Origin of the sequence: Streptomyces sp. NPDC057682 (assembly GCF_042799575.1) — a bacterium.
In the GTDB taxonomy this organism is placed as follows: domain Bacteria; phylum Actinomycetota; class Actinomycetes; order Streptomycetales; family Streptomycetaceae; genus Streptomyces.
Genome location: NZ_JBHVIN010000002.1, coordinates 271,685 through 296,955, shown reverse-complemented (window position 1 = coordinate 296,955; position 25,271 = coordinate 271,685). Strand labels below are relative to the sequence as shown.

General features: G+C 71.4%; 29 protein-coding genes and 1 tRNA gene. 17 read left to right on the top strand and 13 right to left on the bottom strand.

What is annotated here, in order from left to right; all coding sequences use genetic code 11:
* Positions 1–213 precede the first annotated feature (213 nt).
* The 6 genes from ACFVDM_RS04075 to ACFVDM_RS04050 all read left to right on the top strand — a co-directional run bounded on the left by ACFVDM_RS04075 (position 214) and on the right by ACFVDM_RS04050 (position 4,893).
* Entirely contained in the window at positions 214–651 is a 438-nt protein-coding gene (locus ACFVDM_RS04075; protein ID WP_383632827.1) for a DUF3052 domain-containing protein, read from the top strand.
* 206 nt (positions 652–857) lie between these two features.
* Positions 858–1,316: a peroxiredoxin gene (locus ACFVDM_RS04070; RefSeq protein ID WP_383632824.1), complete on the top strand. Its 459-nt coding sequence runs from the start codon at positions 858–860 to the stop codon at positions 1,314–1,316.
* 148 nt (positions 1,317–1,464) lie between these two features.
* On the top strand, positions 1,465–2,040 hold the full coding sequence (locus tag ACFVDM_RS04065; protein WP_383632821.1) for a TerD family protein: 576 nt from the start codon (positions 1,465–1,467) through the stop codon (positions 2,038–2,040).
* Between the two features lie 173 nt (positions 2,041–2,213).
* A complete protein-coding gene (locus tag ACFVDM_RS04060; RefSeq protein ID WP_383632818.1) occupies positions 2,214–2,789 on the top strand; it encodes a TerD family protein in 576 nt (191 codons plus the stop codon).
* Between the two features lie 70 nt (positions 2,790–2,859).
* Complete coding sequence (locus ACFVDM_RS04055) at positions 2,860–3,999, top strand: DUF475 domain-containing protein (RefSeq protein ID WP_383632815.1); 1,140 nt, start codon at positions 2,860–2,862, stop codon at positions 3,997–3,999.
* Between the two features lie 156 nt (positions 4,000–4,155).
* The gene (locus tag ACFVDM_RS04050) at positions 4,156–4,893 is read left to right on the top strand and encodes a Tellurium resistance (RefSeq protein ID WP_383632812.1); all 738 of its coding nucleotides are present in this window, start codon (positions 4,156–4,158) and stop codon (positions 4,891–4,893) included.
* Positions 4,894–4,909: 16 nt separating this feature from the next.
* On the opposite strand, the gene ACFVDM_RS04045 is transcribed toward ACFVDM_RS04050, so the two are convergent.
* Positions 4,910–5,755: a TerD family protein gene (locus ACFVDM_RS04045; RefSeq protein ID WP_383632809.1), complete on the bottom strand. Its 846-nt coding sequence runs from the start codon at positions 5,753–5,755 to the stop codon at positions 4,910–4,912.
* A 222-nt stretch (positions 5,756–5,977) separates the two neighbouring features.
* Here ACFVDM_RS04045 and ACFVDM_RS04040 point away from each other — a divergent pair, with 222 nt between their 5' ends.
* From ACFVDM_RS04040 to ACFVDM_RS04025, 4 genes are all read left to right on the top strand, one after another.
* The gene (locus tag ACFVDM_RS04040; protein WP_383632807.1) at positions 5,978–7,141 is read left to right on the top strand and encodes an HpcH/HpaI aldolase/citrate lyase family protein; all 1,164 of its coding nucleotides are present in this window, start codon (positions 5,978–5,980) and stop codon (positions 7,139–7,141) included.
* Between the two features lie 111 nt (positions 7,142–7,252).
* Positions 7,253–9,790, top strand: coding sequence for a phosphoribosyltransferase (locus tag ACFVDM_RS04035; protein WP_383632804.1), 2,538 nt, complete (start codon positions 7,253–7,255; stop codon positions 9,788–9,790).
* On the top strand, positions 9,787–10,659 hold the full coding sequence (locus ACFVDM_RS04030; RefSeq protein ID WP_383632801.1) for an HAD family hydrolase: 873 nt from the start codon (positions 9,787–9,789) through the stop codon (positions 10,657–10,659). The genes ACFVDM_RS04035 and ACFVDM_RS04030 overlap by 4 nt, the downstream gene beginning before the upstream one ends.
* The gene (locus ACFVDM_RS04025) at positions 10,656–11,315 is read left to right on the top strand and encodes an O-methyltransferase (protein WP_383632798.1); all 660 of its coding nucleotides are present in this window, start codon (positions 10,656–10,658) and stop codon (positions 11,313–11,315) included. The genes ACFVDM_RS04030 and ACFVDM_RS04025 overlap by 4 nt, the downstream gene beginning before the upstream one ends.
* Before the next feature lie 70 nt (positions 11,316–11,385).
* On the opposite strand, the gene ACFVDM_RS04020 is transcribed toward ACFVDM_RS04025, so the two are convergent.
* Together ACFVDM_RS04020 and ACFVDM_RS04015 are read right to left on the bottom strand one after the other, a co-directional pair.
* On the bottom strand, positions 11,386–11,610 hold the full coding sequence (locus ACFVDM_RS04020; protein ID WP_383632795.1) for a zinc ribbon domain-containing protein: 225 nt from the start codon (positions 11,608–11,610) through the stop codon (positions 11,386–11,388).
* Between the two features lie 58 nt (positions 11,611–11,668).
* Entirely contained in the window at positions 11,669–12,109 is a 441-nt protein-coding gene (locus tag ACFVDM_RS04015) for a MarR family winged helix-turn-helix transcriptional regulator (protein WP_383632792.1), read from the bottom strand.
* A 103-nt stretch (positions 12,110–12,212) separates the two neighbouring features.
* On the opposite strand from ACFVDM_RS04015, the gene ACFVDM_RS04010 reads away from it, so the two are divergent.
* Entirely contained in the window at positions 12,213–12,638 is a 426-nt protein-coding gene (locus ACFVDM_RS04010; RefSeq protein WP_383632789.1) for a nuclear transport factor 2 family protein, read from the top strand.
* A 51-nt stretch (positions 12,639–12,689) separates the two neighbouring features.
* Here the strand turns inward: ACFVDM_RS04010 and ACFVDM_RS04005 are convergent, their stop codons facing one another.
* The 3 genes from ACFVDM_RS04005 to ACFVDM_RS03995 all read right to left on the bottom strand — a co-directional run bounded on the left by ACFVDM_RS04005 (position 12,690) and on the right by ACFVDM_RS03995 (position 15,653).
* On the bottom strand, positions 12,690–13,322 hold the full coding sequence (locus tag ACFVDM_RS04005; RefSeq protein ID WP_383633532.1) for a DUF4383 domain-containing protein: 633 nt from the start codon (positions 13,320–13,322) through the stop codon (positions 12,690–12,692).
* A gap of 112 nt (positions 13,323–13,434) precedes the next feature.
* Positions 13,435–14,841 carry a hypothetical protein gene (locus ACFVDM_RS04000; protein WP_383632786.1) on the bottom strand — a complete coding sequence of 469 codons (1,407 nt, stop codon included), beginning with the start codon at positions 14,839–14,841 and terminating at the stop codon, positions 13,435–13,437.
* 71 nt (positions 14,842–14,912) lie between these two features.
* Complete coding sequence (locus ACFVDM_RS03995) at positions 14,913–15,653, bottom strand: DUF4097 family beta strand repeat-containing protein (protein WP_383633529.1); 741 nt, start codon at positions 15,651–15,653, stop codon at positions 14,913–14,915.
* Positions 15,654–15,911: 258 nt separating this feature from the next.
* Between ACFVDM_RS03995 and ACFVDM_RS03990 the strand changes: the two genes are divergently transcribed.
* Positions 15,912–15,986: transfer RNA gene (locus ACFVDM_RS03990), tRNA-Val, on the top strand.
* A 125-nt stretch (positions 15,987–16,111) separates the two neighbouring features.
* On the opposite strand, the gene ACFVDM_RS03985 is transcribed toward ACFVDM_RS03990, so the two are convergent.
* Positions 16,112–16,645, bottom strand: a complete 534-nt coding sequence (locus ACFVDM_RS03985; protein ID WP_383632783.1) for a hypothetical protein — start codon at positions 16,643–16,645, stop codon at positions 16,112–16,114.
* A 429-nt stretch (positions 16,646–17,074) separates the two neighbouring features.
* Here ACFVDM_RS03985 and ACFVDM_RS03980 point away from each other — a divergent pair, with 429 nt between their 5' ends.
* Both ACFVDM_RS03980 and ACFVDM_RS03975 read left to right on the top strand, forming a co-directional pair.
* Positions 17,075–17,425, top strand: a complete 351-nt coding sequence (locus ACFVDM_RS03980) for a beta/gamma crystallin domain-containing protein (protein ID WP_383632781.1) — start codon at positions 17,075–17,077, stop codon at positions 17,423–17,425.
* Between the two features lie 209 nt (positions 17,426–17,634).
* Positions 17,635–18,411 carry a class I SAM-dependent methyltransferase gene (locus ACFVDM_RS03975; RefSeq protein WP_383632778.1) on the top strand — a complete coding sequence of 259 codons (777 nt, stop codon included), beginning with the start codon at positions 17,635–17,637 and terminating at the stop codon, positions 18,409–18,411.
* 6 nt (positions 18,412–18,417) lie between these two features.
* On the opposite strand, the gene ACFVDM_RS03970 is transcribed toward ACFVDM_RS03975, so the two are convergent.
* Together ACFVDM_RS03970 and ACFVDM_RS03965 are read right to left on the bottom strand one after the other, a co-directional pair.
* Positions 18,418–19,317 carry a hypothetical protein gene (locus ACFVDM_RS03970; protein ID WP_383632774.1) on the bottom strand — a complete coding sequence of 300 codons (900 nt, stop codon included), beginning with the start codon at positions 19,315–19,317 and terminating at the stop codon, positions 18,418–18,420.
* On the bottom strand, positions 19,314–19,652 hold the full coding sequence (locus tag ACFVDM_RS03965) for a PadR family transcriptional regulator (protein ID WP_383632771.1): 339 nt from the start codon (positions 19,650–19,652) through the stop codon (positions 19,314–19,316). The genes ACFVDM_RS03970 and ACFVDM_RS03965 overlap by 4 nt, the downstream gene beginning before the upstream one ends.
* Before the next feature lie 222 nt (positions 19,653–19,874).
* On the opposite strand from ACFVDM_RS03965, the gene ACFVDM_RS03960 reads away from it, so the two are divergent.
* The 3 genes from ACFVDM_RS03960 (at position 19,875) to ACFVDM_RS03950 (ending at position 21,532) form a co-directional block, all read left to right on the top strand.
* Positions 19,875–20,330: a hypothetical protein gene (locus ACFVDM_RS03960; protein WP_383632768.1), complete on the top strand. Its 456-nt coding sequence runs from the start codon at positions 19,875–19,877 to the stop codon at positions 20,328–20,330.
* A 123-nt stretch (positions 20,331–20,453) separates the two neighbouring features.
* Entirely contained in the window at positions 20,454–21,128 is a 675-nt protein-coding gene (locus tag ACFVDM_RS03955) for a GAP family protein (RefSeq protein WP_383632765.1), read from the top strand.
* A gap of 179 nt (positions 21,129–21,307) precedes the next feature.
* A complete protein-coding gene (locus ACFVDM_RS03950) occupies positions 21,308–21,532 on the top strand; it encodes a DUF2277 domain-containing protein (RefSeq protein ID WP_383632762.1) in 225 nt (74 codons plus the stop codon).
* On the opposite strand, the gene ACFVDM_RS03945 is transcribed toward ACFVDM_RS03950, so the two are convergent.
* From ACFVDM_RS03945 to ACFVDM_RS03930, 4 genes are all read right to left on the bottom strand, one after another.
* On the bottom strand, positions 21,519–22,181 hold the full coding sequence (locus ACFVDM_RS03945) for a DedA family protein (RefSeq protein ID WP_383632759.1): 663 nt from the start codon (positions 22,179–22,181) through the stop codon (positions 21,519–21,521). The genes ACFVDM_RS03950 and ACFVDM_RS03945 overlap by 14 nt on opposite strands.
* A 308-nt stretch (positions 22,182–22,489) precedes the next feature.
* Entirely contained in the window at positions 22,490–22,948 is a 459-nt protein-coding gene (locus tag ACFVDM_RS03940; protein WP_383632756.1) for a DoxX family protein, read from the bottom strand.
* Between the two features lie 543 nt (positions 22,949–23,491).
* Positions 23,492–24,136: an HNH endonuclease family protein gene (locus ACFVDM_RS03935; RefSeq protein ID WP_383632753.1), complete on the bottom strand. Its 645-nt coding sequence runs from the start codon at positions 24,134–24,136 to the stop codon at positions 23,492–23,494.
* A 327-nt stretch (positions 24,137–24,463) separates the two neighbouring features.
* Entirely contained in the window at positions 24,464–25,126 is a 663-nt protein-coding gene (locus tag ACFVDM_RS03930) for an HAD-IA family hydrolase (protein WP_383632750.1), read from the bottom strand.
* Positions 25,127–25,271 lie beyond the last annotated feature (145 nt).

Sequence of the window (25,271 nt, the reverse complement as noted above, 5' to 3'; positions counted from 1 at the left end):
ATACGCCCAAGGGGTCCATACGTTCCCAAAGGCCGTTCGACTCCGTTTGCCGGGCCGAAACCGCATAAGCTGTTCAAGGACGTAACGTCACCGTTTAGGCGGTCTCGTACGCGGGGTACTTGCGCGATCCGCCGCTCCCGTGTGGACTACGGCCAGCGCCACGCGCACGCGCGGGGCGGAAGCATTTTCCGAAACATGATCAGGAGGCAACCCGTGAGCGCGACCGCGGACCACGCGGAGGAGCGGACCAACCCGGCAGTACGCCTGGGGTTCGAGCCCGGACAGGTGGTCCAGGAGATCGGCTACGACGACGACGTCGAGCTGGAGCTCCGTGAGGGCATTGAGGACATCATCGGCCAAGACATCGTGGACGAGGAGTACGACGACGTCGCCGACGTCGTGCTGCTCTGGTTCCGCGATGAGGACGGCGACCTTACGGACGCGCTGGTGGATGCCATTGGTCTGCTTGAGGAGGGCGGCTCGGTCTGGCTGATGACGCCGAAGACGGGCCGCGACGGCTACGTCGAGCCGAGCGACATCAACGAGGCCGCCCAGACGGCCGGTCTGACCCAGACCAAGAGCATCAGCGCGGGCAAGGACTGGACGGGCAGCCGTCTCGCCACCCCGAAGGCGGCCAAGGCCAAGCGCTGAACCGCATTCCCCGGAAGGCCCCCGCCGGCACCGCGCCGGCCGGGGCCTTCCTGCGTTCCTCCGCGTTCCGGCCCCGTTCCGGCCCCGTTCACCGGTCCGTCCGCGCGAACCTTCCCCGGGTGCCGCGCGGCGTCCCCGCGGCTCTGCGTAGGGTGGGTGTCACCCGGACAGCCCAGCCCGGTGACGTAGCGAAGGGACGCGTTTTCATGGCGATCGAGGTCGGCACCCAGGCCCCGGATTTCGAGCTGAAGGACAACCACGGCCGGACCGTGAAGCTCAGCGACTTCCGCGGCGAGAAGAACGTGGTGCTGCTGTTCTACCCGTTCGCCTTCACCGGCGTCTGCACGGGTGAGCTCTGCGCGCTCCGCGACGAACTGCCCACGTTCGAGAACGACGACACCCAGCTGATCGCCGTCTCCAACGACTCCATCCACACCCTGCGCGTCTTCGCCGAGCAGGAGGGCCTGGAGTACCCGCTGGTGTCGGACTTCTGGCCGCACGGCGCGACCTCGCGCGCGTACGGCGTCTTCGACGAGGAGAAGGGCTGCGCGGTGCGCGGCACCTTCATCATCGACAAGGAGGGCGTGGTGCGCTGGACGGTCGTCAACGGCCTGCCCGACGCGCGCGACCTCAACGACTACATCAAGGCGCTCGGCGCCCTCTGATCGCGGATCGGGTGGATCCGGACGCCGGTCCGCGTCAAAAGCCTGAGGGGGCGGGAACCGGTCACTAGGATCCACTCGTTGATCCGATGCCAACAGACGTGGAGGCGCCGGCCCCGGCCGGCCCCCAAGCAAACCAATGGGAGGACTCGTGGGAGTCAGCCTCAGCAAGGGCGGCAACGTCTCGCTGACCAAGGCCGCGCCCAACCTGACCGCGGTCATCGTGGGTCTGGGATGGGACGCCCGCACCACCACCGGTGGTGACTTCGACCTGGACGCCAGCGCGCTGCTGACCAACGCCTCCGGCAAGGTCGCCAGCGACGGCAACTTCGTCTTCTTCAACAACCTCAAGAGCCCCGACGGCTCCGTCGAGCACACCGGTGACAACCTCACCGGTGAGGGCGAGGGCGACGACGAGGTCATCAACGTCAACCTGGCCACCGTCCCGGCCGACGTCGACAAGATCGTCTTCCCGGTCTCGATCTACGAGGCCGAGTCCCGCCAGCAGAGCTTCGGCCAGGTCCGCAACGCGTACATCCGCGTGGTCAACCAGGCCGACAACAGCGAGCTGGCGCGCTACGACCTCAGCGAGGACGCCTCGACGGAGACCGCCATGGTCTTCGGCGAGCTGTACCGCAACGGTGCCGAGTGGAAGTTCCGGGCCATCGGCCAGGGCTACGCCTCGGGTCTGCGGGGCATCGCCCAGGACTTCGGCGTCAACGTGTAGCCGACGGTCCGGGGACGCCTCCGCGCCCCCGGACCGCAGCAGTTCGTCCGTCCGGCGCCGCACCTCGTGCGGCGCCGGACGCGCTCGGCGGGCGGTGTGTTCCCACCGGTCCCGCCCGGGTTTTCAGCGCACGGAACAACAGACGGTTCATCGACTCGGGGAGGACACACACCATGGGCGTCACGCTCGCCAAGGGAGGCAATGTCTCCCTCTCCAAGGCCGCACCCAATCTCACCCAGGTGCTGGTCGGGCTCGGCTGGGACGCACGATCCACGACGGGGGCGGACTTCGACCTCGACGCCAGCGCACTGCTGTGCCAGTCGGGCCGGGTGCTCGGCGACGAGTGGTTCGTGTTCTACAACAACCTCACGAGCCCCGACGGCTCCGTGGAGCACACCGGTGACAACCTCACCGGTGAGGGCGAGGGCGACGACGAGTCGATCATCGTGAATCTCGCCCAGGTCCCGGCCCACTGCGACAAGATCGTCTTTCCGGTCTCCATTCACGAGGCCGATAATCGCGGGCAGACGTTCGGCCAGGTCAGCAATGCGTTCATTCGCGTGGTCAATCAGAACGACGGTCAGGAACTGGCCCGTTACGACCTCAGCGAGGACGCGTCGACGGAGACCGCGATGATCTTCGGCGAGCTCTACCGGTACAACGGCGAGTGGAAGTTCCGTGCGGTGGGACAGGGGTACGCGTCGGGGCTGCGGGGCATCGCTCTAGACTTCGGGGTCAACGTTTCGTAAAGCCGCGCTCGGCGCGGGGGAGCCCCGGTCTTTTCGGGGGAGACCCGTTACTTACACGATGGGGTAGCCAGTGCTTCTGAAAACCTTCGGCTGGTCGTTCGCGATCACCGTGCTAGGCCTGATCGCGGCGTGGTTCTACGGGGGGTGGGAAGCCTTCGGTGTGGTGGCGATCCTGTCCGTTCTGGAGATCTCGCTGTCGTTCGACAACGCGGTGGTCAACGCCGGAATCCTGAAGAAGATGAGTGCCTTCTGGCAGAAGATCTTCCTCACGATCGGTGTGCTCATCGCAGTCTTCGGTATGCGACTGGTCTTCCCCGTCGTGATCGTGGCCATCAGCGCCAAGCTGGGACCGATCGAGGCCATCGATCTCTCCTTCAACGACCCGGACCGCTACAAGGAACTGGTCACCGACGCCCACCCGGCGATCGCCGCCTTCGGTGGCATGTTCCTGCTGATGATCTTCCTCGACTTCATCTTCGAGGACCGTGACATCCAGTGGCTGCGCTGGATCGAGCGCCCGCTCGCCAAGCTCGGCAAGGTCGACATGCTGTCGGTCTGCATTGCGCTGATCGTCCTGCTGATCTCGGCCCTCACGTTCGCCGGCAACGCGCACCAGCACGGCGGCGGACACGCCGACAAGGCCGAGACGGTCCTGCTCGCGGGCGTCGCGGGTCTGATCACGTACCTCATCGTCGGCGGACTCTCCGGCTACTTCGAGGACAAGCTCGAAGAGGAGGAGGAACGCGAGCACGAGGAGGAGGAAGAGGCCAAGCGGAGCGGCAAGAAGATCTCCGCGATCGCCCTCTCCGGCAAGGCCGCGTTCTTCATGTTCCTCTACCTCGAAGTCCTCGACGCCTCCTTCTCGTTCGACGGGGTCATCGGCGCCTTCGCCATCACCAACGAGATCGTGCTGATGGCCCTCGGCCTCGGCATCGGCGCCATGTACGTCCGTTCGCTCACGGTCTACCTGGTCCGCCAGGGCACCCTGGACGACTACGTCTACCTGGAGCACGGCGCGCACTACGCGATCGGCGCGCTGGCCGTCCTGCTGCTCATCACGATCCAGTACCAGATCAACGAGCTCATCACCGGTCTGGTGGGCGTCGTCCTGATCGCCTGGTCCTTCTGGTCCTCGGTCCGCCGCAACAAGGCGGAGGCCGAGGCCGGCGGTGACGGCGAGGACGCGCCGGAAGTCACCGCCGGGGTGTGACCCGGCGGTTATTGAGGAACGCTCTCTGCGGGGCGGCTCGTACGGCGACGGATCCGGGAACACCCGGACCGCGGGCCCGGAGCCGCCCCGCAGCGGCGTGTGCGTCGCATGTGCCGCGTGCGACGGGTGCGGGGCCGACATGTGTGGGGGTTGGGGATGGGGTTCTGGAACGATCTGTGGCCGCTGGGCCGGGAATCGCAGTTCGAGTCGGGCAACTCGGCGACCGGCTCCATCGTGCTCTCCCGGCGCCACTCGACCGTCTCCCTGACCAAGCAGGGCGCCCTCAGCGGCAATCTGCGGGTCAATCTCTCCTGGCGGATGCGCACCTCGGACATCGAGGGCCGCTCCCGCCAGAGCGGCCGGCTGCTGCGCCCGCTGAAGCTCTTTCAGCCGGACCCGGTCCAGGCGCACACCCAGGGCGTCGTCAACGTCGACCTGGACCTGGGGTGCATGTACGAACTGGCCGACGGCACCAAGGGCGTGGTGCAGCCGCTGGGCAATCTGCTCGGTGATCTGAACGCGCCGCCGTACATCAGGCTCAGCGGCGACGACCGCTTCGGCGCCCCGTCCGGCGAGACGGTCTACGTCAACCTCGACCAGCGCGAGCAGTTCAAGCGGCTGCTGTTCTTCGTCTACATCTACGACCAGACCCCGGCCTTCGACCGTACGCACGCCAAGGTGACGCTCTACCCGGGCAACGGCCCGCGCATCGAGATCGAGCTGGACGAACGGGCCCCGCAGGCCCGCTCCTGCGCGGTGTTCACCGTGGAGAACGTCAAGGGCGAGATGCTCGTGCGGCGCGAGGTGAAGTTCGTGTACGGCTTCCAGTCGGAGCTGGACCGGATGTACGGCTACGGCATGCAGTGGGGACGCGGCTACAAATCCCGTGCCTGAGCGGCGGCCCCGGGGATCAGGGGCGTATGAACTGGGGGCCCTGCGGCGGCAGGACGAAGTTCGGGTCGGGCGCGTGGGCGGCGGCCGCCGCGGGCTGCGGATAGCCGTAGGCGGGCTGTGCGGAGGCCGGCTGGGGGTAGCCGTAGGCGGGCTGCGGCGCGGGGGCCGCGGCGGGCTGCGGATAGCCGTAGGCGGGCTGCTGGTGCTGCACGGTCGCCTGGGCGTCCGGGGCGGGAGACGGCGGGAAGGCGGGCGGGGGCGGCGCGACGGGTGCGACGGGGGCCGGTGCGGGCTCGGGTTCGGGTTCGGCGGCGGCCTCCGCCTCGTCCACGGAGATGCCGAAGGCGGTGGCGAGACCGACGAGCCCGGTCGGATAGCCCTGGCCCACGGCCCGGAACTTCCAGCCGTCGCCGCGCCGGTAGAGCTCGCCGCAGATGATGGCGGTCTCCTCGCCCGTCTCGGGGCGCACGTCGAAGACGGCGAGCGGTTCGGCGCCGGCCGCCGCGGCGTCGTAGATCAGGATCCGCAGATCGTGCACGTGCGCGAAGGCGGCGCCGTCGGAGGAGGCGGCGATCACCACCTGCTCGACCGAGGGGTCCAGCGCGTTGAGATCGGCCTCGACGGTGTCGGTCAGCCCCTCGGGCAGGCTCCGCTTCGGCAGCCGCCGCACCAGGCCGGACGGGTGGCGGGGCTGGTTGTAGAAGACGAAGTCCTCGTCCGAGCGCACGCGGCCGCCGGAACCGAGCAGCAGGGCCGAGGCGTCCACGTCGGGAACCCCGGAGCCCGGGGTCCAGCGCAGCACGGCCCGTACGGCCATGGCGTCGAGAGGGACGTTCGAGCCTTTCACCATCGCGTGCGTCATGCCCGTCATCCTGCCTGCTGGCTGCCCGTCCGGACAACGCGGGGGGCGTGGAAGCGTGTCTCGCGCGGCCGGGGGAAGGAGCGTCTCCGGGGTCCGCCGAACCGTCGCGAAATGGACGAGTTACCCGGAATTCATGCAGTCGGGGAACCGTCGCCATCCGTCCGTACGTACTATTACCGGCCATGTGTTGTCCGGTCGATCAGGGAGTTACGGGGGAATCGAGTGCGTCATTTCGGGCATATTGCCGCAGCTGCGCGGGGTGAGCTGTTCTATCGGGAGCCCGTCGAGTTCGACGCCGGCTCGCCGGCCCCCGTCCTCGCCGCCGCCCTCGGCGCCACGCTCTACAGCCCCGCGACCCGGCCCAGACTCGCCGACGACATCCTCAAGCAGGCCGCCCGCGGAGTCGTCTCCATGGTCCTGTGCCTGGAGGATTCCATCGACGACGCCGAGGTGCCGGCCGCCGAGGAGAACCTGGTGCGGCAGTTCGCCGACCTCGACGGCCGCGGTGTCGAACCGCCCCTGCTGTTCATCCGGGTCCGCGAACCCGGCCAGATCACGGACCTGGTGCGGCGCCTCGGCCCCTCCGTCCGGCTGTTGTCCGGTTTTGTGCTTCCCAAATTCACGCGGGAGCGTGGCGTCCCCTTCATGGAGGCGCTCACCAAGGCGGAATCCCTGGCCGGCCGGCGGCTCTTCGCCATGCCCGTCCTGGAGTCCCCCGAGCTGCTGCACCTGGAGACCCGCCAAGAGGCCCTCCTCGGGGTCGCCCGAACCGTCGAAACCTACCGTGACCGGGTGCTCGCGCTGCGTCTCGGCGTCACCGACTTCTGCTCGGCCTACGGACTGCGCCGCGCCCCCGACATGACGGCGTACGACGTCCACATCGTCGCCGACATCATCGCCGCCGTGGTCAACGTACTGGGCCGCGCCGACGGCACGGGCTTCGTCGTCACCGGACCCGTCTGGGAGTACTTCCGGCGCCAGGAACGCATCTTCAAGCCGCAGCTGCGCCGCAGCCCCTTCCTGGAGGGGCGGGTGGACAAGCTCCGCACCGCGCTGATCGAGCACGACCTCGACGGACTGCTCCGCGAGATCGAGCTCGACCGGGCCAACGGCCTCCTCGGCAAGACCTGCATCCACCCCTCGCACGTGCCCCCCGTGCACGCGCTGTCGGTGGTCAGCCACGAGGAGTACAGCGACGCCCAGGACATCCTGCGGCCCGAACGCGGCGGGGGCGGGGTGCTGCGCTCCTCGTACACGAACAAGATGAACGAGGTGAAGCCGCACCGCGCCTGGGCCGAACGCACACTGCGGCGGGCCGAGGTGTTCGGCGTGGCGAACGAGGACATCGGCTTCGTCGACCTGCTGGCGGCGAGCGTCGCGGAATGAGCGGCGGTGCGGCACGGGTTCCCCCTGTGGGCCCCCGGGGCGGCACCGGAACGAGCGGTCCGCGCGTGCGGACACGTGCACGGCAGGCCAACAGAAGGAGAGACGGCGAACGTGGTGTGGTCGGGTAGCTGGGTCGCGGAGCGGCTGGGCGTCGAGCTGACGGGCGACGGGGAGCTCCACGAGCTCCTGGGCCTCGCTCTGCGGCGCAACCCCAAGCGGGCGCATCTGCTCGTGTCCAACGTGCTCGGCAAGCATGTGCCGCAGCGCCCCTCCGTCGTCTACGGGGCCGGGTACGCGCTCGGCCGCCGGGTGCACGCCCTGCTCGGCGAGGCCGGGTCGCGCCGCGCCGTCGTCCTCGGCTACGCGGAGACCGCCACCGGCCTCGGCCACGCGGTCGCCGACGGCCTGGGCACGGCGCCCTACCTCCACTCGACCCGCCGCCCCGTCGAGGGCGTCGCCACGGCCGGCGGCTTCGAGGAGTCCCACTCCCACGCCACTTCGCACCTGCTGCTCCCCGAGGACCCGGAGCTGCTGGCGAGCGGGGCGGACGACCCCGAGGCCGCGCTCGTCCTCGTGGACGACGAGTTCTCCACCGGCAACACCGTGCTCAACACCATCCGCGACCTGCACGCACGCCATCCGCGCAAGCGGTACGTGATCGTGGCCCTGGTCGACATGCGCGCCCCGGCCGACCGGGAGCGGTTCACCGCCTTCGCCCGGGAGATCGGCGCCCGGATCGACCTGGTCGCCCGCGGCACGGGCACGGTGGCCCTCCCGGACGGCGTCCTGGAGAAGGGCCGGGCCCTGGTGGCGGAGCGGGAGGCAGCGGCCCCGGACCCCTCGGCGGCCCCGGACCCCCTGGCGGCAGCCGGCCCCGCCTCCGCCCCGGCCCCCACGGCTGAGACGCACCACCCCGCACCGCCGGCCGCCACCCGCGTCGACCTCCGCTGGCCCGCCGGCGTCCCGGACGGCGGCCGGCACGGCTTCACCCCGGCCCACCGCGCCCTGCTGGAGCCCGCGCTCCCCGCCATGGCCGACCGCGTCGCACAGGCCCTCGGCGAGGGACCGTGCCGGGGCGGCCGGGTTCTGGTCCTCGGCTTCGAGGAGCTGATGTACGCGCCGCTGCGCCTGGGCACCGCCCTGGAGGAGCGCGTCACCGCCGAGGTCCGCTACTCGACCACGACCCGCTCCCCGGTCCTCGCCGTGGACGACCCCGGCTACGCGATACGCACCCGCCTGGTCTTCCCGGCCCACGACGACCCGGCGGACGGGCCCGGCGAGCGGTACGCGTACAACGTCGCGGGCGCCGGCTTCGACGCCGTGGTGCTCGTCGTCGACTCCACCGCCGACACCCCGGCCCTGCACGCCCCCGGCGGCCTGCTGCACCAGCTCGCCGCGCACACCCCGCACGTCCTGCTGGCGGTCGTCCCGTCCTACACGCCGTCCTCCGCCCGGACCACGCCCCCCACCCCCGAGGAGCCCTCCACGATGCTGCCCGAGCCCCTGCGCGGCCCCGCCTTCTCCTCCTACGCACCGGACGAGGTCGGCTGGCTGCTCCAGGACCTCTCGGACACCGAGCTGGAGGCGCCCACCGAGGAGCGCGAGGAGGCGATACAGAGCGGTGGCGCGCACTACGCCGAATCCCTGCCCGTGGAGTACCAGCCGTCCGCGCGGTACCAGGAACTCTTCGCCTCGGCCCTCGACCTCTCGGCGGCCCGCGTCGCCCGCGCCGTCGGCACGGTCACCGAGACCGTCCTCGCCGAACGAGGCCGTCGCCCCGTCCTCGTCTCGCTGGCGCGGGCCGGGACGCCCGTCGGCGTCCTGATGCGCCGCTGGGCCCTGCACCGGCACTCCCTCGACCTGCCGCACTACGCCGTGTCCATCGTGCGCGGCCGGGGCATCGACGCCAACGCCCTGCGCTGGCTGGCTGCCCACCACAACCCGGCCGACGTCGTCTTCGTCGACGGCTGGACCGGCAAGGGTGCCATTACCCGCGAACTGGCCGCGGCGATCGCGGAGTTCGAGGAGGCCGACGGCACCGAGGGCTTCGACCCGGAGATCGCGGTGCTCGCCGACCCGGGCGGCTGCGTGCGCACCTACGGCACCCGCGAGGACTTCCTGATCCCGTCCGCCTGCCTCAACTCCACGGTGTCCGGGCTCATTTCCCGTACGGTCCTGCGCGCCGACCTGGTGGGTCCGGACGACTTCCACGGCGCGAAGTTCTATCGCGAACTGGCCGGGTCCGATGTCTCCGGCCACTTCCTCGACACCGTCGCCGCCCGCTTCGACGAGGTCGCCGCCACCGTGGACGCGGACGTCAAGGAACTGCTGACCGCCGACCGCGCGCCCACCTGGGAGGGCTGGGCCGCGGTGGAACGCATCAGCGAGGAGTACGGCATCCACGATGTGAACCTGGTCAAGCCCGGCGTCGGCGAGACCACCCGCGTCCTGCTGCGCCGCGTCCCGTGGAAGATCCTCGCCAAGCGCGGCGCGGGGGCCGACCTGGAGCACATCCGGCTGCTGGCCGAGCAGCGCGGCGTCCCGGTCGAGGAGGTCGACGATCTGCCGTACACCTGCGTGGGGCTGATCCACCCCCGGTACACCCGGGGCGCGACCGGCGCCGACGGCAAGGCGGTGGAGTCCCGGTGACCGCCGCCACCGCGCCCACCCTGGTCGCCAGCGACCTCGACCGCACCCTGATCTACTCCTCCGCCGCCCTCCAGCTCCCCATGCCGGACGCCGAGGCCCCGCGCCTGCTGTGCGTCGAGGTGTACGGCGGCAAGCCGCTGTCGTACGTCACCGAGACGGCCGCCGGGCTGCTCACCGAGCTGTCCTCGGACCCGGCCACCGTCTTCGTCCCGACCACCACGCGCACCCGTGAGCAGTACGGACGCATCCACCTCCCCGGCCCGCCCGCCCGGTACGCGATCTGCGCGAACGGCGGCCACCTCCTGGTGGACGGCGTGCCGGACCGGGACTGGCAGCGGCGGGTCGCCGCCCGGCTGGCCGAGGAGTGCGCCCCGCTGGACGAGATCCGCGCCCGTCTGCTCGCCACCGCCGACCCGGCCTGGCTGCTCAAGGAACGGGTCGCCGAGGACCTGTTCGCCTACCTCGTCGTCGAACGGGAACGGCTGCCCGCGGACTGGACGAAGGAACTCGCGGCCTGGGCCGGGCCGCGCGGCTGGACCGTGTCCCTCCAGGGCCGCAAGATCTACGTCGTCCCGCGCCCGCTCACCAAGAGCGCCGCCGCGCGCGAGGTCGCCCGCCGCACCGGGGCCGCGCTCACCCTGGCCGCCGGTGACTCCCTCCTCGACGCCGACCTGCTGCTCGCCGCCGACCGCGGCTGGCGCCCCGGCCACGGCGAACTGGCCGACGCGGGCTGGAGCGCCCCCCATGTGGAGGCCACCGCCGAGCGCGGAGTGGCGGCGGGCGAGGAGATCCTGCGACGCTTTCTCGGGGCGTCGGGCGTGCACGGACCGGCGGCCGCGCAGCCGACCGACGAGGGAGTGGCGCCATGACCAAGGGCAACGAAACGAAGATCACGGACGAGCTGTACGCGTACATGCTGGCCCACAACCCGCCGCTGGACGCCGTCCAGCGCGAACTGGTGGAGACCACGTACGCCGAACTGCCCGGCCACGCGGGCATGCAGTCCGCCGAGGAGCAGGCCCCGCTGCTCGCCTTCCTCGTCCGGCTGACCGGGGCCCGGCACATCGTGGAGGTCGGCACGTTCACCGGCTTCTCGGCGCTCGCCATGGCCCAGGCGCTCCCCGCCGACGGACGGCTGATCGCCTGCGACATCTCGGAGGAGTGGACGGCGTACGGCCGTGCGGCCTGGGAGAAGGCCGGTGTGGCGGACCGTATCGAGCTGCGGATCGCCCCCGCCCTCGACACCCTCCGGGCGATGCCCGGGGACCCGCACATCGACCTCGCCTACCTGGACGCGGACAAGGGCAACTACATCGCGTACTGGGAGGAGTTGGTGCCCCGGATGCGGCCGGGCGGTCTGATCACCACGGACAACGTGCTCTTCCACGGCGGCGTGACGAACCCCGAGGCGACCGGTGCGGCCGCGGCCATCAGGGAGTTCAACGACCATGTGGCCGCCGACCCCCGGATGGACAGCGTGCTGCTCACGGTCGCGGACGGGCTGACGCTGTCACGCAAGCGCTAGGACCTGCCGTGCCCCGGCGGCCTCGGTGACGCCAACAGTGTCGCCTCGGCCGCCGGGGTACCGGCGCGGTTCAGCCGCAGCAGCCCCCGCCGCAGCAGCCGCCTCCGCCTCCGCCACCGGCCGAGGGGGCGGGCGCGGAACCGGTGGACGATCCGCCCACGGAGACCGTGGACAGCAGTTTCACGGTGTCCTCGTGCCCGGCGGGGCAGGAGGCGGGGTCCGAGGACTCGGCCATGGGCCGGCTCAGTTCGAAGGTGTCTCCGCAGGAGCGGCAGCGGTATTCGTAACGAGGCATGGCCCCAGGCTAAGGGCTGTTCCGTGATCCCCGGTGGGTCGGTGCGGTTCGTGGTGGGTCAGCGCGGTTCGTGGTGCGCGAGGACCCGGCCGAGAAGCTCGGTGAGGGTGCGGCGGTCCTCCGGGGAGAGCGGCGCGAGCAGATCGTCCTGCACCCGGTCGAGCAGCCCGTCCATGCGCTGGAGTTGGCGCAGTCCGCTCTCGGTGAGCGTCACCCGGTTGCGCCGCCCGTGGTCGGGGTCCGGTACCCGGTCGACGTAACCCTGTTCGGCGAGCTGCTTGACGGCCGTGACCATGTCCTTGCGGTCGATGCGCCCGCGGCGCCCCAGGTCCGCCTGGCTGGCCGGCCCGAACTCCCGCAGCGTGGACAGGATCCGGTAGTGGTACCCGCGCGCACCGGCGGCGGCGAAGCCCTCGGACGCCAGCCGGCGGGCGTGCACGGCCAGTTGTGTGATCAGCCAGCTGGGCTTCGTGGTCAGCCGCTCGGGGATGTCGTCCATGGCCGCATTCTATCGACAGAAGTGTTGGAGGCACCCACACTCATCCTTTAGTGTGGGTGTCGCCAACGTTGGTTACACCCACATCAAGGTGAAGGGAACCGGCATGACGGACCTGAGCGACACGGCACAGCGCGAGATCGTGGACCGGATGGAGGTGGGCGACCTGTTCGCCCGGCTGGGCGGCCTGCTGGACGAACGCCGGATCGAGGACGCCGGCACGGTCTACCACGAGTCCGTCGTCGTGCGTTCCCCCAAGGGGGAGCTGCACGGCCTCGACGAGGTGACCGCGCTCCTGAAGCGGAGCACCTCCGGCGACGAACGCTCGCAGCACACCTACACGAGCGTCCTCGTACAGGTCGACGGCGACCGCGCGCGGACCACCGCGAACGGAGTGACGTACTTCTACCGCGAGGGCAGCGCCCCGCACCGCTCGAGCGGGCTCCGCATGACCTGCGAGGCCGTGCGCACCCCGGCGGGCTGGCGCTTCGCCGACGCCCACATCGCCCTGGCCTGGCTGCGGGAGGAGTGAGGGGGGCACGTCCCGGTGGCGGCGGCGTTGCGCGGACCCGTTCCGGCGACGTTACGCGGGCCCGTCGCTCCGGCCGCCGGACGCACCGGGCGACGACCGCCGGACGACCGGCATCTCCTCGACCGTCCGCCGCCGCGCCCGCCGCCGCTCGTGCGCGGCCTCCTCGGGGTGGCGGGCGCGCCAGTACGGGTTGTCGTGGGGGAGCCCGCCGCTGACCCGCCCGTACATCCCGAACATCATCAGCAGCAGACCGACGACAAAGCTGAACAGCACGTTCTGCATCTCGAAGGCGAGGAAATTGAGCCCCGTGTCGAGCAGGGCGAGATTCACGAACCCGCTGAGGACGAAGGCGACGCCGAGCACCATGTTGAGCGTCGAGGCGAGATTGCCGCCGATCACCATCCCGAGGAACAGCAGCAGCCCCACCGCGATCGACAGCACGCTCAGCGCGCCGTTGGTGTTCAGCCCGGCCACGGTGTCACCGCCGGTGTCGAAGAAGCCGACCCGGTCGAAGAGCCCCAGGATCCCGAAGGCGAGCAGCACCAGACCCATCAGCCCCGCGCCGACGCGATAGACCCGGCTGAGCCGGTGGTCGACGGGCAACTGCTCGTCCAGCCGGGCGGTACGGCGACGGCCGGAGGACCTTCGGGCTCCTCGTACGGGATGCAGCACATGGCCGGCCATGGCGGGGGCCTCCTTCACGTACCTCCAGGATCACGCGGAGAGGCGGGGGGCGCATGCGGGCGAGGTGCGGGCTTTTCGCGCTGGTCGGCTGGTTCGCGGTCCCGGTCCGCCGTCAGCCGGCCCCCGCGCCGCGCTCCTCGCGGATCTCGGAGACGACGTGGGCGGCGGTCTGCCGGATGCCTTCGGTGACGGTCAGGAAGTGCCAGTAGTCGGGGTGGCGGTCTTCGAGGGCGGTGACGGCCCGGTCGAGGCGGGCGACGGCGTCGTCGAGCGGCCGGGCGTGGCGCGGCTCGGGGGTGTGGCGACCGGCCATGGCGAGGCGCTGGGCGTCACGGAGGGCGAAGCGGGTCCGCTGGATCTCCTGCTGCGGGTCCTTGGCGACGGCGTCCAGCCGCTGGAGCCGGTCACCGGCGGCGGAGACCGCCTCGTCGGTGGCGTTGAGCAGGGCGCGGACGGTGCTGAGCCGGGACGTGGCGTCGGCCCAGCGCTGCTCGTCGCGGGCCTTCGCGGCCTCCTTCAGCTTCTCCTCGGCCTGGCGCACGGTGACGACGGCCTGCTCGGGCACCGGCTGGAGATCCTGCCAGCAGGCCGCGGAGAACCGGCGGCGCAGCTCGCTGAGGACCGGCTCGACGGAGGCCGCGCGGGTGGTCAGCGCCTGGGCGCGGGTCCGCAGCGTGACCAGCCGCTTGTCGATCTCGGCGGCGCGCTCGGGCAGCTTCGCCGCCTCGGCCCGTACGGACTCCGCGTCGCGCACGACCCGGTCGGCGCGCTGGAGCGTCTCGGGGACGCCGTGCTTGCCGGCGCCCTGGTTGAGCTTGGTCAGCTCGGGGGCGAGGGCGGCGAGCCGCGCGGCGAGGTCGTCCGCGCGCAGCCCGGAGGCCCGCACCGCGTCGAGTGCGTTGCTCGCGGCGAGGAGCGCCTGACGCGCCCGCTCCACGGCGGGGGCGAGCCGGGCGAGCTGGGTCTCCGCCGTACCGAGCAGTGGCGCGAGCCCGGCGGCGAAACGGTCGAGCTCGCCCTTGACCCGTACCAGCTCGTCCTTGGCGGCGGACAGCTCGCTCCTGGCCCGGGAGGCTGCGGAGGGCTCCAGATCGTCCCGGTCCAGGTCGTGGGCGTCGACGGCGGTGATGTAGGAGTGGCTGACCTCGTCGATGCGCCGGCCGAGGGCCGCGAAGTCGTCTACGGCCTTGCGCGCGGCCGGAGAGCTGTCCACGGCGGTGATGGTCTCGATGGAGATCTCAAGATCGCGTTGGGCGGTGTCCAGTTGGTAGAAGGCCTCCGCGGCGGCGTCCCGCGCGGCCTGCGCCTCGGCCCGCTGGCTCTCCCCGCGCCCGCCGAACCAGCGGCGCGTCCCCCCGCCGGCGAAGGCGGCGGGCAGCGCCGCGGCGAGCAGCGGCACGGGCAGCAGCAGGAGCAGGAACGCGTCACGCACCCCGCGGGCCCGCGAGCCGGCCGGGACATCACTGACGGCGGAACTCGCACCCGCTCCGGCCTGCGGCTTCGCGTGTGTCGCCGTCACATCCCTCTCCCGTGCCGTTTCGCCCTGCCCGGTACATTCTCCCACCAGGTAAGGACGAACACACGGGCCGGTTAGTTCGCGGTTCGTACCGTGACTTGCCCGTTGTCGCTGTGCACCTTCACCGCGTGACGGCTGTCGTCACTGCGGGGAACCTTCACGGAGACGTGCCCGTTGTCGGCCGTGGCGGACACGGCGTACCGCTCCGGGCCCGACGGCAGATCGATGGTGATGCTCCCGTTGTCGCTCACGCCGTCCACCAGGTCCGGCACCCGGCTGAAGCCGAGCCGCACACCCCCGTTGTCCGACCGCACCACGACGGAGCCCGCCGAGACCCGCTCGCCCCGCACCGACCCGTTGTCGCTCTTCAGCTCCAGCGGCCCGCTCACGTCCCGCACCACCACCCCGCCGTTGTCCGAGGACAGCTTCAGCGACGTGCGGAACCCCGACGCGGTCACCTTCCCGTTCGCCGCGTCCACGGTCAGCGCGATCCCCCGGGGCACCTTCACCGTGTGCCGCGCCCCGCAGTCACTGATCAGCGCGTCGCACTTCACCCGCAGCGTCAGTTTGTCCCCCTCCAGCTTCCACACCGGATCCGGCCCGCTCCCGAACATGACCCATCCGTCCACCTTCCGGGTCACCTCGATCCCGTCCACATCCGCGGGCACCAGCTCCACCGTCGAGTTCCGCGCGTCGATCGTCAGCGCCTTCCCGCTGTACGCGAACGACCGGTGCTCCGCCTTCGCCCCGTCCACATCCGTACTCCCGCACCCGCTCAACCCCCACACCAGCACCCCCACCCCACCGGCGGCCACCGCCCCCCGCACCAGCCTCCGCCGCCCCGCGACGCGGCTGACCCTGCTGACGTTCCCGAGGCTGCGGTCAGAGCTACGCATGCGATCAAGTCCCCCTGTTTTGTACGACCGGCTGTAGACCCCCAAGCTATGCACCCCCCGTCCCCCGCACGATCCGGCCCGCTCCCGTCTCCGGGGTGGGGATATCCCCCCGTTCCCCCCCCACCGAACCGATTGTCGACAGGCCCCGCCCGCCATGTAACCTGTTCCTTCATCCACGGGTGCGTAGCTCAGGGGTAGAGCGCTGCTCTTACAAAGCAGATGTCGGCGGTTCGAAACCGTCCGCGCCCACCAGTAGGTAGCCCGACGAAGGCCCCCAACCGATCATGGTTGGGGGCCTTCGGCATCTACATCCAACATCAACGGAAGCGGTCGCCCGCGGTACGGGGGCGCCGGGGCTCCGGCAGACGAACCGGTGGTCAGTACTGGCCGTCGACCGGGATCCAGCCGGACCAGGACTGCGGTTGGTAGAACTTTCCGGTGTCGCCGTCGTAGCGGAGGATGCGGAGCCGGACGTTGCCGCCCTCGCGGTAGTCCTTCTTGCAGGTGGCCCAGGTGTGGGCGCCCTGGTTGTTGATGCAGACGAAGGAGGGGCGTCCGTAGTCGGTGTAGACGCCGACGGCGGCGGACATGCCGTCGGCGACGGTGTCGGCGACCCAGGTGGTGTCGCCGTTGTGCTGGAAGCAGCCCTGGGCGCCGTAGGTGGCGGTGTCGCCGAGGCAGGTGGCGGTGGTGGCGGAGGCGGCCTGGGCGGGGGTGGTGGGGAAAGGTTCCTTCGGGGTGACGGTGGGGACGTTCTCCACGGTGTCCGCGGTGATCAGATCGGTGGCGGAGACGGGGAAGAGGACTTCGCCGAGGGCGTCGAGGGGTTCCTCGGCCCGTGCCGGTGCGGAGATCAGCAGGGAGGTCGTGAGTGCGGTCACCCCGCCGAGAACGGCCCATCTTCCGCTCATGCGTGCGCGCATACTTCACTGCTCCCGTACCTGGCCGTCAACTGCGGCCGGATTACTCGTCCGTGTGAACAAGGTGTGATGGTAATGGACCTTACGCGCATGGATCGCGGGATGGCGACGGGGGAGTGGCGCCAATCTGCCGCGAGTTGTCGGTGGTAGAGGTCAATTCGGCTGGTCAGACGGCGAGTTCGGGCGTCAACACGCCTTCTCTGGCTCCTCTCCGGCGGGTGGCGTCCGGGGTGTTTCACCCGTTGGGTGCGTTTCATCTGCGGGTGTCCGTCGGGGCTTTATGTCCTCGATAGCGTGGAGAAGCCATCGTTCGGGCTGTCCAGGGGGTCTCATGCCCCTGTGCGGGAGTTCGTAGGGGAATGCCGATGGCCCAATTCGGAAGGACGGCCCGCGGGCCGTCCTTTATGTGAAAGGGAATGCGTGATCTCGAAAAGCAAGCGGATCGCTCGCGCCTTGACCGTGTCGCTCGCGGCCGCCACCGCCTTCACGTTCGGCATGAGCGGCAACGCGTCCGCGATCGACCACGTCGAATGCCGCGGCGGCGAGAACTTCCTGAAGATCTGGTCCCACAACGGGGGCACCCAGAGCGTCGACTGCTACGCCAACGCCGGGCGGACCGGCTTCGGCAACTGGTGGGTCGACAGGATCTCCACGGGGAACAACGACCTCATCTACTACGACGCCAACGGCGACTCCGTACGGATCGACCGGTGGCATGACATCACCTTCCCCAACAACCCGCCGAAGGTGAAGGACATCGAGATCCTGTGACGGGCTGACGCCCCGCCCCCGGGTGCGGTGACCGGTCACGTCTCTCCGGGGCGTGGCCGGGCCCGGGGAGGGGTGAGCGTGATTGTGTCGGTGATTTGTATATGTCGGTCACCGACCTATAGTGGTCCACGCGATCCCCGCCCCGGGGCCGGTCCACGCTGCGGCCGTGCCCCGCCCACGCCGTGCAGCGGAGACGGAACGGAGCAGACATGGCGTCCAAGAAGAACCTCGTCGCCAACCGGGAGACCCTCGCCCACAAGGTGCGGTACGCGGCGAGCCGGCCGGACCGGATAGCCCCGTACCTCAAGCGGGCCGCACGGGACCGCTGGCTGGCCTTCAAGCACCCGGACCACGTGAACTACTACCGGGCCGTCATGGCCTCCGACACCCGGCGCAACCCCGAGGCGGCCGTGGGCAGCCAGACGCACGAACGGTGGCTGGCGCTCGGGAAGATGCAGTTCGACTACCTGCTGGCGCACGGGCTCGCCCCCGGGGCCCGCATGCTCGACATCGGCTGCGGCAACCTGCGGGCCGGGTGGCACTTCATCGACCACCTCGAAGCCGGGAACTACTACGGCATCGACATCTCGCCCGACATCCTCATCGCCGCCAAGCGGACACTGACCGCCCAGGGCCTCCAGGACAAGGTCCCGCACCTGACCCTCACCAAGGACCTGACGCTGGACTTCCTCCCCGACGCCTACTTCGACGTCGTCCACGCGCACAGCGTCTTCTCGCACTCGCCGATCGAGATCATCGACGAATGCCTCGCCCACGTGGGGCGCGTGCTCGCGCCGGGCGGACACTTCGACTTCACCTTCGACCGCACCACCGGCACCGAGCACCAGGTCCTGCGCGAGGACTTCTACTACCGGACCGAGACCCTCGTGGACCTCGCCGCCGGGCACGGCCTGACCGCCCGCTTCATGGACGACTGGGAGAAGCTCGGGCACGGACAGTCGAAGATCCGCGTCACCGCCGGCTGAGCCGGATCAGCGCGGGCGGGCGGGGTCCGAGCGCCTTCCGTACGCCCGCCGCAGCCGCAGCGCCGCCGCAGCGCCCGCCAGGACGGCCACGGACGGGAGCAGTGTGTCCGCGTCGACCACGCCCGCGCAGAACCCGATCGCGAGGAACGGGGCCGCCGCCAGGGCGAACCGGCCGGTGGTGCGGATACGGGCCGGCGGCCGGCGGCCCGCCAGGAGCAGGGCGGCGGCCACCGGGACGCCCAGGCGCCAGTGCACCACGGAGCCGATGCCCCGGGCGTCCCACAGCGCCACGGCGACCACGCCCACCAGGGCCCAGACCGTCAGTGCCACCCGCCCCGCCCCGCTCCGGACCCGGCCCGGCGGGCGCAGGTCCGGCGGGCAGGCCAGGGGGAGTGCGGCCACCAGCGACGGGGCCGCGAGGAACAGTGCCGCCTGCCACGGCATCGACGCGTGGGCGGGCAGCGTCATCGCGTACAGGACCGCCGCGTACGTCACCGTGCCGGCGCACGCCCACCGCGCGCCCGCGGCGAACCGTCCGCCCAGCGCGAGGACGGCGCCGGTCAGCGTGACGAGGGCGCAGCCGCCCATCACATAGCTCAGCGGGACCAGGAAGTCCGGGCTCCCGCTGATGTACCGGTCCCCGACGAGCGACACCAGGGTGAACGCCGCGTAGGCGGCCGTGGCGGCCAGGGCGAACGGCGCGGCGGCGGCGAACAGCGGGCCGCCGCGCTGGGACGAACCGAGCCCCAGCCGCAGCCGCAGCGCGTGCGCCACGATGTCGCCGGCCTCCCGGGCGCGGGCCCACCGGCCCGCCCCCTCGACCGCCTCGTGGTACGACGCGGCGATCTCGTCCCCGAAGTCCCGGCGGAAGCCGGCCGGATACAGCCGCAGCAGCGGTGTGCTCACGCCGTGGCCGGCTTCCCCGCGACCCCCAGGCGCCGGGTCGCCTCGCGCGCGGTGGCGGCGATCCGCCGGGCCTCCGCGGCCAGGCTGTCGCGGCCCGCGGCCGTGAGCGTGTACGTACGGCGCAGCCGGCTGTCCACGACCTCCTCCGCGTGCACCTCGATCAGGCCCTCGTTGAGCAGCCGCTCCAGTCCGCCGTACAGCGTGCCCGTACGCATCCTGACCCGGCCGTCCGAGATCTTCTCGACCTCGCGGGCGATCGCGTAGCCGTGACGGGGCTCGTCCGCGAGGGCGGTGAGCAGCAGCAGCGTCGGTTCCTGCATCGCGCGATCACTCATGCCCGCATGATAAGTCACCCATCGGCATATGTCGGTCCGGGAAGCGCGAGGCCGGGGGCCGGGGCGGGGTGAGCCGGGACCCCGTGGCGGGGGGCGGGTGCGGGACGGCCCGGTGCCCTCTCCCCGTCACCCGGACGGACGCGTCCAAGTGGTCGCCCCGCGAGGTGCCGCGCAGGGTCGGTCAGACACACGGACCCACCGGCCCAGGAGGTTGGAGTTCTCATGGCACAGTCCGCGCCCACGCCCGGCGGCCCGTCCCCCGCAGGCCCCGCCGCACCGTCCTCCGCGCCCGCCGGACCCAATCCCTGGGCGGCCGGAGGGGTCATGTTCGCCGGCGTGCTGCTGATGGTCGACGGGGTGCTCGGAGCGATCAAGGGCATCGCCGGCATCGCGTCGAACGACGTCTACGCACGGATCAACGACTACGTCTTCAAGTTCAACACGACCACCTGGGGATGGATCCACCTCGTCCTCGGGGTGATCATTGCCGTCGTCGGCTGGGGCATCCTCAGGGGCTCGGGCTGGGCGCGCGGCATCGGTGTGGGGCTGGCGGCGCTCAATATGATCGCCAACTTCATGTGGCTGCCCTACCAGCCCATCTGGGCGGTCGTCTCCCTGGCGATCGACACCTTCGTGATCTGGGCCCTGTGCACGGACCGCTCCGAGCCGGTCCTCTGATGCACACAGGCCGAGGGGCGGGTCCGGCGGTGACGGGCGTGCGGACGCCCGCCGCCGGGCCGGCCCGACGGTCCGGGATGGCCGGACGGTCCGGGGTGGCCGGACGGTCCGGGGTGGCCGGTCATGGGTGATGCCGTCGGGCAGATGCTGGCGTCCGCCGTCGGTATCGCGATCAGTCCGCTGCCGCTGATCGCCGTGATCCTCATGCTCGCCACCCCGCGCGGCCGGTCCAACGGCATCGCCTTCACCGTGGGGTGGACGGTCTCGCTGGCCGTCCTGGTCGCGGTCGTCGTCCTCGCGGGATCGGGGGCCGACGCCGCCGGGGACGGCGGACCCGCCACCTGGACCCTGTGGCTGAAGCTGGCGCTGGGGGTGCTGTTCGTGCTGATGGCGGTCCGGCAGTGGCGGGGGCGCCCGAAGGAGGGGCAGGAGGCCGGGCAGCCCGGATGGATGCGGGCGATCGACGGCTTCACGCCGGTGAAGGCGGCCGGGCTGGCCGCCGCGCTGGCCGTGGCCAATCCGAAGAACCTCGTGCTGGCCGTCGGCGGGGCGGTCTCGATCGCCTCCAGCACCGCGGACGCCGGGGGGAAGGCCGTCGCGGGCGTCCTGATGGTCGTCGTCGCCTCGCTCTGCACCACGCTGCCCCTGGCCGTGTACCTCTTCGGCGGCGCGCGGTCCGCCCGGGTGCTCGGCGAGTGGAAGGAGTGGATGGGGCGGCACAACGCGGCGATCATGACGACCGTGCTGGTCGTCCTCGGCGCCAAGTACATCGGCGACTCCCTCAGCGGACTGGCCTGAGAGGGAGGGCCGTCCGGCAGCGGGCACGCGGGCGTGCGGGCGAGGAGAAAGGCGCCGGTGCCGTAGACGCACGTCCGGCAGCGGGCGCGGGCACGGGGGAGGCGCGGGACGTGAGCGGTCCCGGACCGCCCTGGCCCGCGTCCCGGCGCGTTGTCAGTGGTGCGGGTCACACTGGAGTCATGTGCCGCAGTATCAAGACTCTCCGCCCGCCCGCCCTCCCCGAGGAAGCCACCGAGGAGGACATCCGCGCCGCCGCCCTGCAGTTCGTCCGCAAGGTGTCCGGCTTCCGCGCCCCTGCCGCGCACAACAAGGAAGTGTTCGACCGCGCGGTCGACGAGATCGCCGAGGCGACCGCCCGGCTGCTGGACGGACTGGAAGTGCGGGGTGGTGTCAGGACGCCGTAGGGACGGACGCGGCCGCCGCGGCCGCGGCGGGCCGCTTCATCAGGAACGCGGCGAACGCCCCGGCGACGAACAGCGCCAGGACCGAGACGGCGGTGCCGAGCCAGCTAGCGCCCAGCCACTGCGCGCCGACGTAACCGAGGCCCACGCTGTACCCCGCCCAGGCCACACCGGCCACGGCGGACCACGGCAGGAACTCCTTGACGTCGCGGTGCGACGCCCCGGCGCCCAGTGAGACCACCGACCGGCCGGCCGGGGCGAAGCGCGCGATGACGACGAGGACACCGCCGCCGCGGCTCAGGGCGGCGCCGAGCCGTTCCTGCGCGGAGGTGAGGCGGCGGGAGCGTGCGATGGCGCGGTCCAGCCGTTCGCCGCCGCGCCAGGCGAGCTTGTACGCGACGAGGTCGCCGAGCACCGAGGCGGTGGCGGCGCACAGGACCAGGGCCAGGAGCGAGGGCACCTCGGCCACGTGACGGGCCGCGCCCGCGGCGTCGGCGGCGACGGTCGTGGTGCCCGCGGCGGCGGCCGTGGCGGCGGTGATCACGAGGACCCCGCTCGGCAGGACGGGGAGGAAGACGTCGAGCAGTACGGAGAGGGCGACCACGGCATAGATCCATGGACTGCCGATCAGCGCACCCACGCTCTCGAACACCTACGACTCCCCGATTCGTAACAACGCCGCGACGTCGCAGGGGAGCGGCAGGAGCGGCAGGGCCAGCTGTACAGCGTACGCCTGCCGTTCACCCGGTGATCCATATATATGAGCGATGTTGGGCATCTCACGTGGCCCCCGCGCCCCTCGCGCACCCGCGTCCCCGCCCGTGCGGATGCCTTGCGGCTTTTGCGGGCATCCGCGTCGTTCGGTGCGGGGTGCGGGGTGCGGGGTGCGGGGTGCGGCGGGGGTCGGGGTCGGGCGGACCCGGTCGGCGCGGGTCCGTGGACCGCTGACGGGGGGAGGCGTCAGGCGGCGACCGGGGACTTCGCCTCGGAGGCGCGGTCGGCGGTGCCCTGTGCGGCGGCGCGGGCGGTGAACAGCCGGTCCAGGGCGAACGCGCCGGGGCCGGTGAAGACGAGGAGCAGGAAGACCCAGCAGTACACGGCGGAAGGTTCACCACCGTTCTGGAGCGGGAAGAGTGCTTCGGGCTGGTGAACCTTGAAGTACGCGTACGCCATCGAGCCGGACGAGACGAGAGCGGCGATACGGGTGCCGAGGCCCAGGATCACGAGGCTGCCGCCGACGAGCTGGATGACGGCCGCGTACCAGCCGGGCCAGGTGCCGGCGGGTATGGTCCCGCCGCCCATGGCGCCGCCGAGCACACCGAAGAGCGATGCAGCGCCGTGGCAGGCGAACAGCAGGCCGACGACGATGCGGAAGAGCGCGAGGGCGTAGGGCTGGGCCTGGTTGAGGCGTGTGTACATGGGGGGAGCTCCTTCGGTCTGGTGGGGACGTGAACCGACTGAGCGCCACAGATTAGGTAGGCCTGACCAATGCTTGCAAGTTCAACATTTTGTCGACTGGCTGAAAATCGATGGACCGTCACCGGTCAGCGCATGGGCGGATACCCTCTCCAACAGGGGACCTGCGGCTCATGACTTGGCCTGAACCAATGTCAGCGCAGTTTTCCGGCCACTCGTGCCATGTGTCTTTGGTTGGACGCCGAACCGGAGACCGTTCGAGGTGGGTCACCGCGCCGGGTGACCGGCTCGCTCGGACGTGCCTCGTTGGAGGCAGCGGCGGGCCCCGGGTTCCGTGCCCGGCGCCGGTGCGGAGGCGGCGTCTGCCGCGCGTGCGGCGGCGGCCGTGCGGAGTGCCGTACGGGGCCGCGCGGAGCGTGCCGTCGTCCCGGGCCCTTCCTCGTACTCGGCCGAAAATGCGTCGGTGTCAGGAGCGCGCGGGCACGGCGAAGCCGCCGCACCGGACCCGGGTGGGCCGGCGCGGCGGCTTCCTCTCGCGACGCTCGGTCAGCAGCCGTTCAGTACGGACTGCAGGGCGCTCTTCTCGGCGGAGTCGACGCTCAGGTCGTAGTAGTGCTTCACGTGCACCCAGGCGCGTGCGTAGGTGCAGCGGTAGGCGGTGCGGGGCGGAAGCCAGTCGGCCGGGTCCTTGTCGCCCTTGGACTGGTTGACGTTGTCGGTGACGGCGATGAGCTGGGGGCGGGTCAGATCGTTGGCGTACGCCTGGCGCTGGGCCGTCGTCCAGCCGGAGGCGCCGGAGCGCCAGGCCTCGGCGAGCGGGACCATGTGGTCGATGTCGAGGTCGGACGCCGCGGTCCAGGTCGCGCCGTCGTACTGCGAGTACCAACTCCCGCTGACCGCGGCGCAGCTGGAGTCCTGTGTGACGTTCGTGCCGTCGCGCTCCAGGACGACCTCGCGCGTGTTGCAGGCGCCGGACTGGGTGATCCAGTGCGGGAACTTGTCGCGGCTGTAGCCCGTGGACGAGCCCTCCGCCTTCACGGTGAGCTGGCTCAGATAGGTGCGGGCCGTGGATGCCGAGACCGGAGTGGGCATCGCCGCCTGGGCCTGGGGGGCGGTGAGCAGGCCGGTGGTGGCGGCGAGCGCGGCGGATGCGGCGAGGACGGCTATGCGACGCGCGTAGACACCTGACATGCGAACTCCCTTGATGTGGGGGGAAGAAGACCCGGTCGCCGAAACGGCCCGGCCATCGTGGCGGCGCCGGGTTTCCGTGGGGTGGGCGCCAGGTAACAGGGTGGCGACATGGGCACGTCACATCAAGGGATCTGACAGAGGGCGTCGTGGTGCGGGGGGCGTGCGGGGCCGTGCGCGCGGGCGCGGAACACCGGATACGGGGACGAGTCGGCCCTCATGACCCGCGCGGGAGCGCATGCGTACGGCCCCCGCCCGGTGGGGGCGAGGGCCGTACGAAGGTTCGTGGTGCTGGTGTGTGACGGGGTGTGGGCGACCCCGGCGCGTGGGTCAGCGCACGTCGAAGTGGAGCGTGATCGTGCCGTCCGCCGCCGGGTCCACGCGGAGCCGGGTCAGATCGTCCACGTGCGCGTCGGGGGAGAGGGCCGCCGCGCGGGGGCCCACGCCCACCACGCGCATGCCCGCCGCGCGGCCGGCCGCGATGCCCGCCTCGGAGTCCTCGAAGACCACGCAGTCCGCCGGGGCGAAGCCGAGGCCCGCCGCGCCCTTCAGGAAGCCCTCGGGGTCCGGCTTGCTGGCGCCGACGCTCTCGGCGGTGACCTTGAAGTCGGGCATCCGCAGCCCGGCCGCACCCATCCGGGCGCGGGCCAGTGCCAGATCCGCCGAGGTGACCAGGGCGTGCGGCAGGGCCGCGATCGCGTCCATGAACGCGGCGGCGCCGCCGACCGGGACGACGCCGTCGGTGTCGGCGGTCTCCTCGGCGAGCATCACCCGGTTGTCCGCGTAGTTCTGTTCCATCGGGCGGTCCGGGAGGAGCGCGGCCATGGTGGCGTACCCCTGGCGGCCGTGCACGACCTTGAGCGCCTCCTCGGGGTCCAGGCCCATCCGCAGCGCCCAGCGCCGCCAGCACCGCTCCACGACGGCGTCCGAGTTCACCAGGGTGCCGTCCATGTCGAGGAGGAGGGCGTGGGCGGTGAGGGCGGTGGCCGGCATGGGCGGGCTCCAAGGGGGAACGAGCGCCGCAGTGGGGTGTGCGGCGCGGGGGAGAACAAGCGGCCCCCGCTCGCCGGTCAGGGTGTGCGCGCGGAGGCCACTTTGTTCCTCCACGATACAAAAACGGGAGCGGGAAAGCGAATCC

What these genes read in the sequence shown, in the direction of transcription:
- ACFVDM_RS04015 (WP_383632792.1), bottom strand. Translation starts at nt 12,109, where the DNA reads ATGGACGACATCCCCGAGCGGCTGACCACGAAGCCCAGCTGGCTGATC.
- ACFVDM_RS04005 (WP_383633532.1), bottom strand. Translation starts at nt 13,322, where the DNA reads ATGGCCGGCCATGTGCTGCATCCCGTACGAGGAGCCCGAAGGTCCTCC.
- ACFVDM_RS04025 (WP_383632798.1), top strand. Translation starts at nt 10,656, where the DNA reads ATGACCAAGGGCAACGAAACGAAGATCACGGACGAGCTGTACGCGTAC.
- ACFVDM_RS03940 (WP_383632756.1), bottom strand. Translation starts at nt 22,948, where the DNA reads ATGTACACACGCCTCAACCAGGCCCAGCCCTACGCCCTCGCGCTCTTC.
- ACFVDM_RS04050 (WP_383632812.1), top strand. Translation starts at nt 4,156, where the DNA reads ATGGGGTTCTGGAACGATCTGTGGCCGCTGGGCCGGGAATCGCAGTTC.
- ACFVDM_RS04070 (WP_383632824.1), top strand. Translation starts at nt 858, where the DNA reads ATGGCGATCGAGGTCGGCACCCAGGCCCCGGATTTCGAGCTGAAGGAC.
- ACFVDM_RS03960 (WP_383632768.1), top strand. Translation starts at nt 19,875, where the DNA reads ATGGCACAGTCCGCGCCCACGCCCGGCGGCCCGTCCCCCGCAGGCCCC.
- ACFVDM_RS04060 (WP_383632818.1), top strand. Translation starts at nt 2,214, where the DNA reads ATGGGCGTCACGCTCGCCAAGGGAGGCAATGTCTCCCTCTCCAAGGCC.
- ACFVDM_RS03975 (WP_383632778.1), top strand. Translation starts at nt 17,635, where the DNA reads ATGGCGTCCAAGAAGAACCTCGTCGCCAACCGGGAGACCCTCGCCCAC.
- ACFVDM_RS04010 (WP_383632789.1), top strand. Translation starts at nt 12,213, where the DNA reads ATGACGGACCTGAGCGACACGGCACAGCGCGAGATCGTGGACCGGATG.
- ACFVDM_RS03985 (WP_383632783.1), bottom strand. Translation starts at nt 16,645, where the DNA reads ATGAGCGGAAGATGGGCCGTTCTCGGCGGGGTGACCGCACTCACGACC.
- ACFVDM_RS04045 (WP_383632809.1), bottom strand. Translation starts at nt 5,755, where the DNA reads ATGACGCACGCGATGGTGAAAGGCTCGAACGTCCCTCTCGACGCCATG.
- ACFVDM_RS03950 (WP_383632762.1), top strand. Translation starts at nt 21,308, where the DNA reads ATGTGCCGCAGTATCAAGACTCTCCGCCCGCCCGCCCTCCCCGAGGAA.
- ACFVDM_RS04020 (WP_383632795.1), bottom strand. Translation starts at nt 11,610, where the DNA reads ATGCCTCGTTACGAATACCGCTGCCGCTCCTGCGGAGACACCTTCGAA.
- ACFVDM_RS03965 (WP_383632771.1), bottom strand. Translation starts at nt 19,652, where the DNA reads ATGAGTGATCGCGCGATGCAGGAACCGACGCTGCTGCTGCTCACCGCC.
- ACFVDM_RS03935 (WP_383632753.1), bottom strand. Translation starts at nt 24,136, where the DNA reads ATGTCAGGTGTCTACGCGCGTCGCATAGCCGTCCTCGCCGCATCCGCC.
- ACFVDM_RS03930 (WP_383632750.1), bottom strand. Translation starts at nt 25,126, where the DNA reads ATGCCGGCCACCGCCCTCACCGCCCACGCCCTCCTCCTCGACATGGAC.
- ACFVDM_RS03955 (WP_383632765.1), top strand. Translation starts at nt 20,454, where the DNA reads ATGGGTGATGCCGTCGGGCAGATGCTGGCGTCCGCCGTCGGTATCGCG.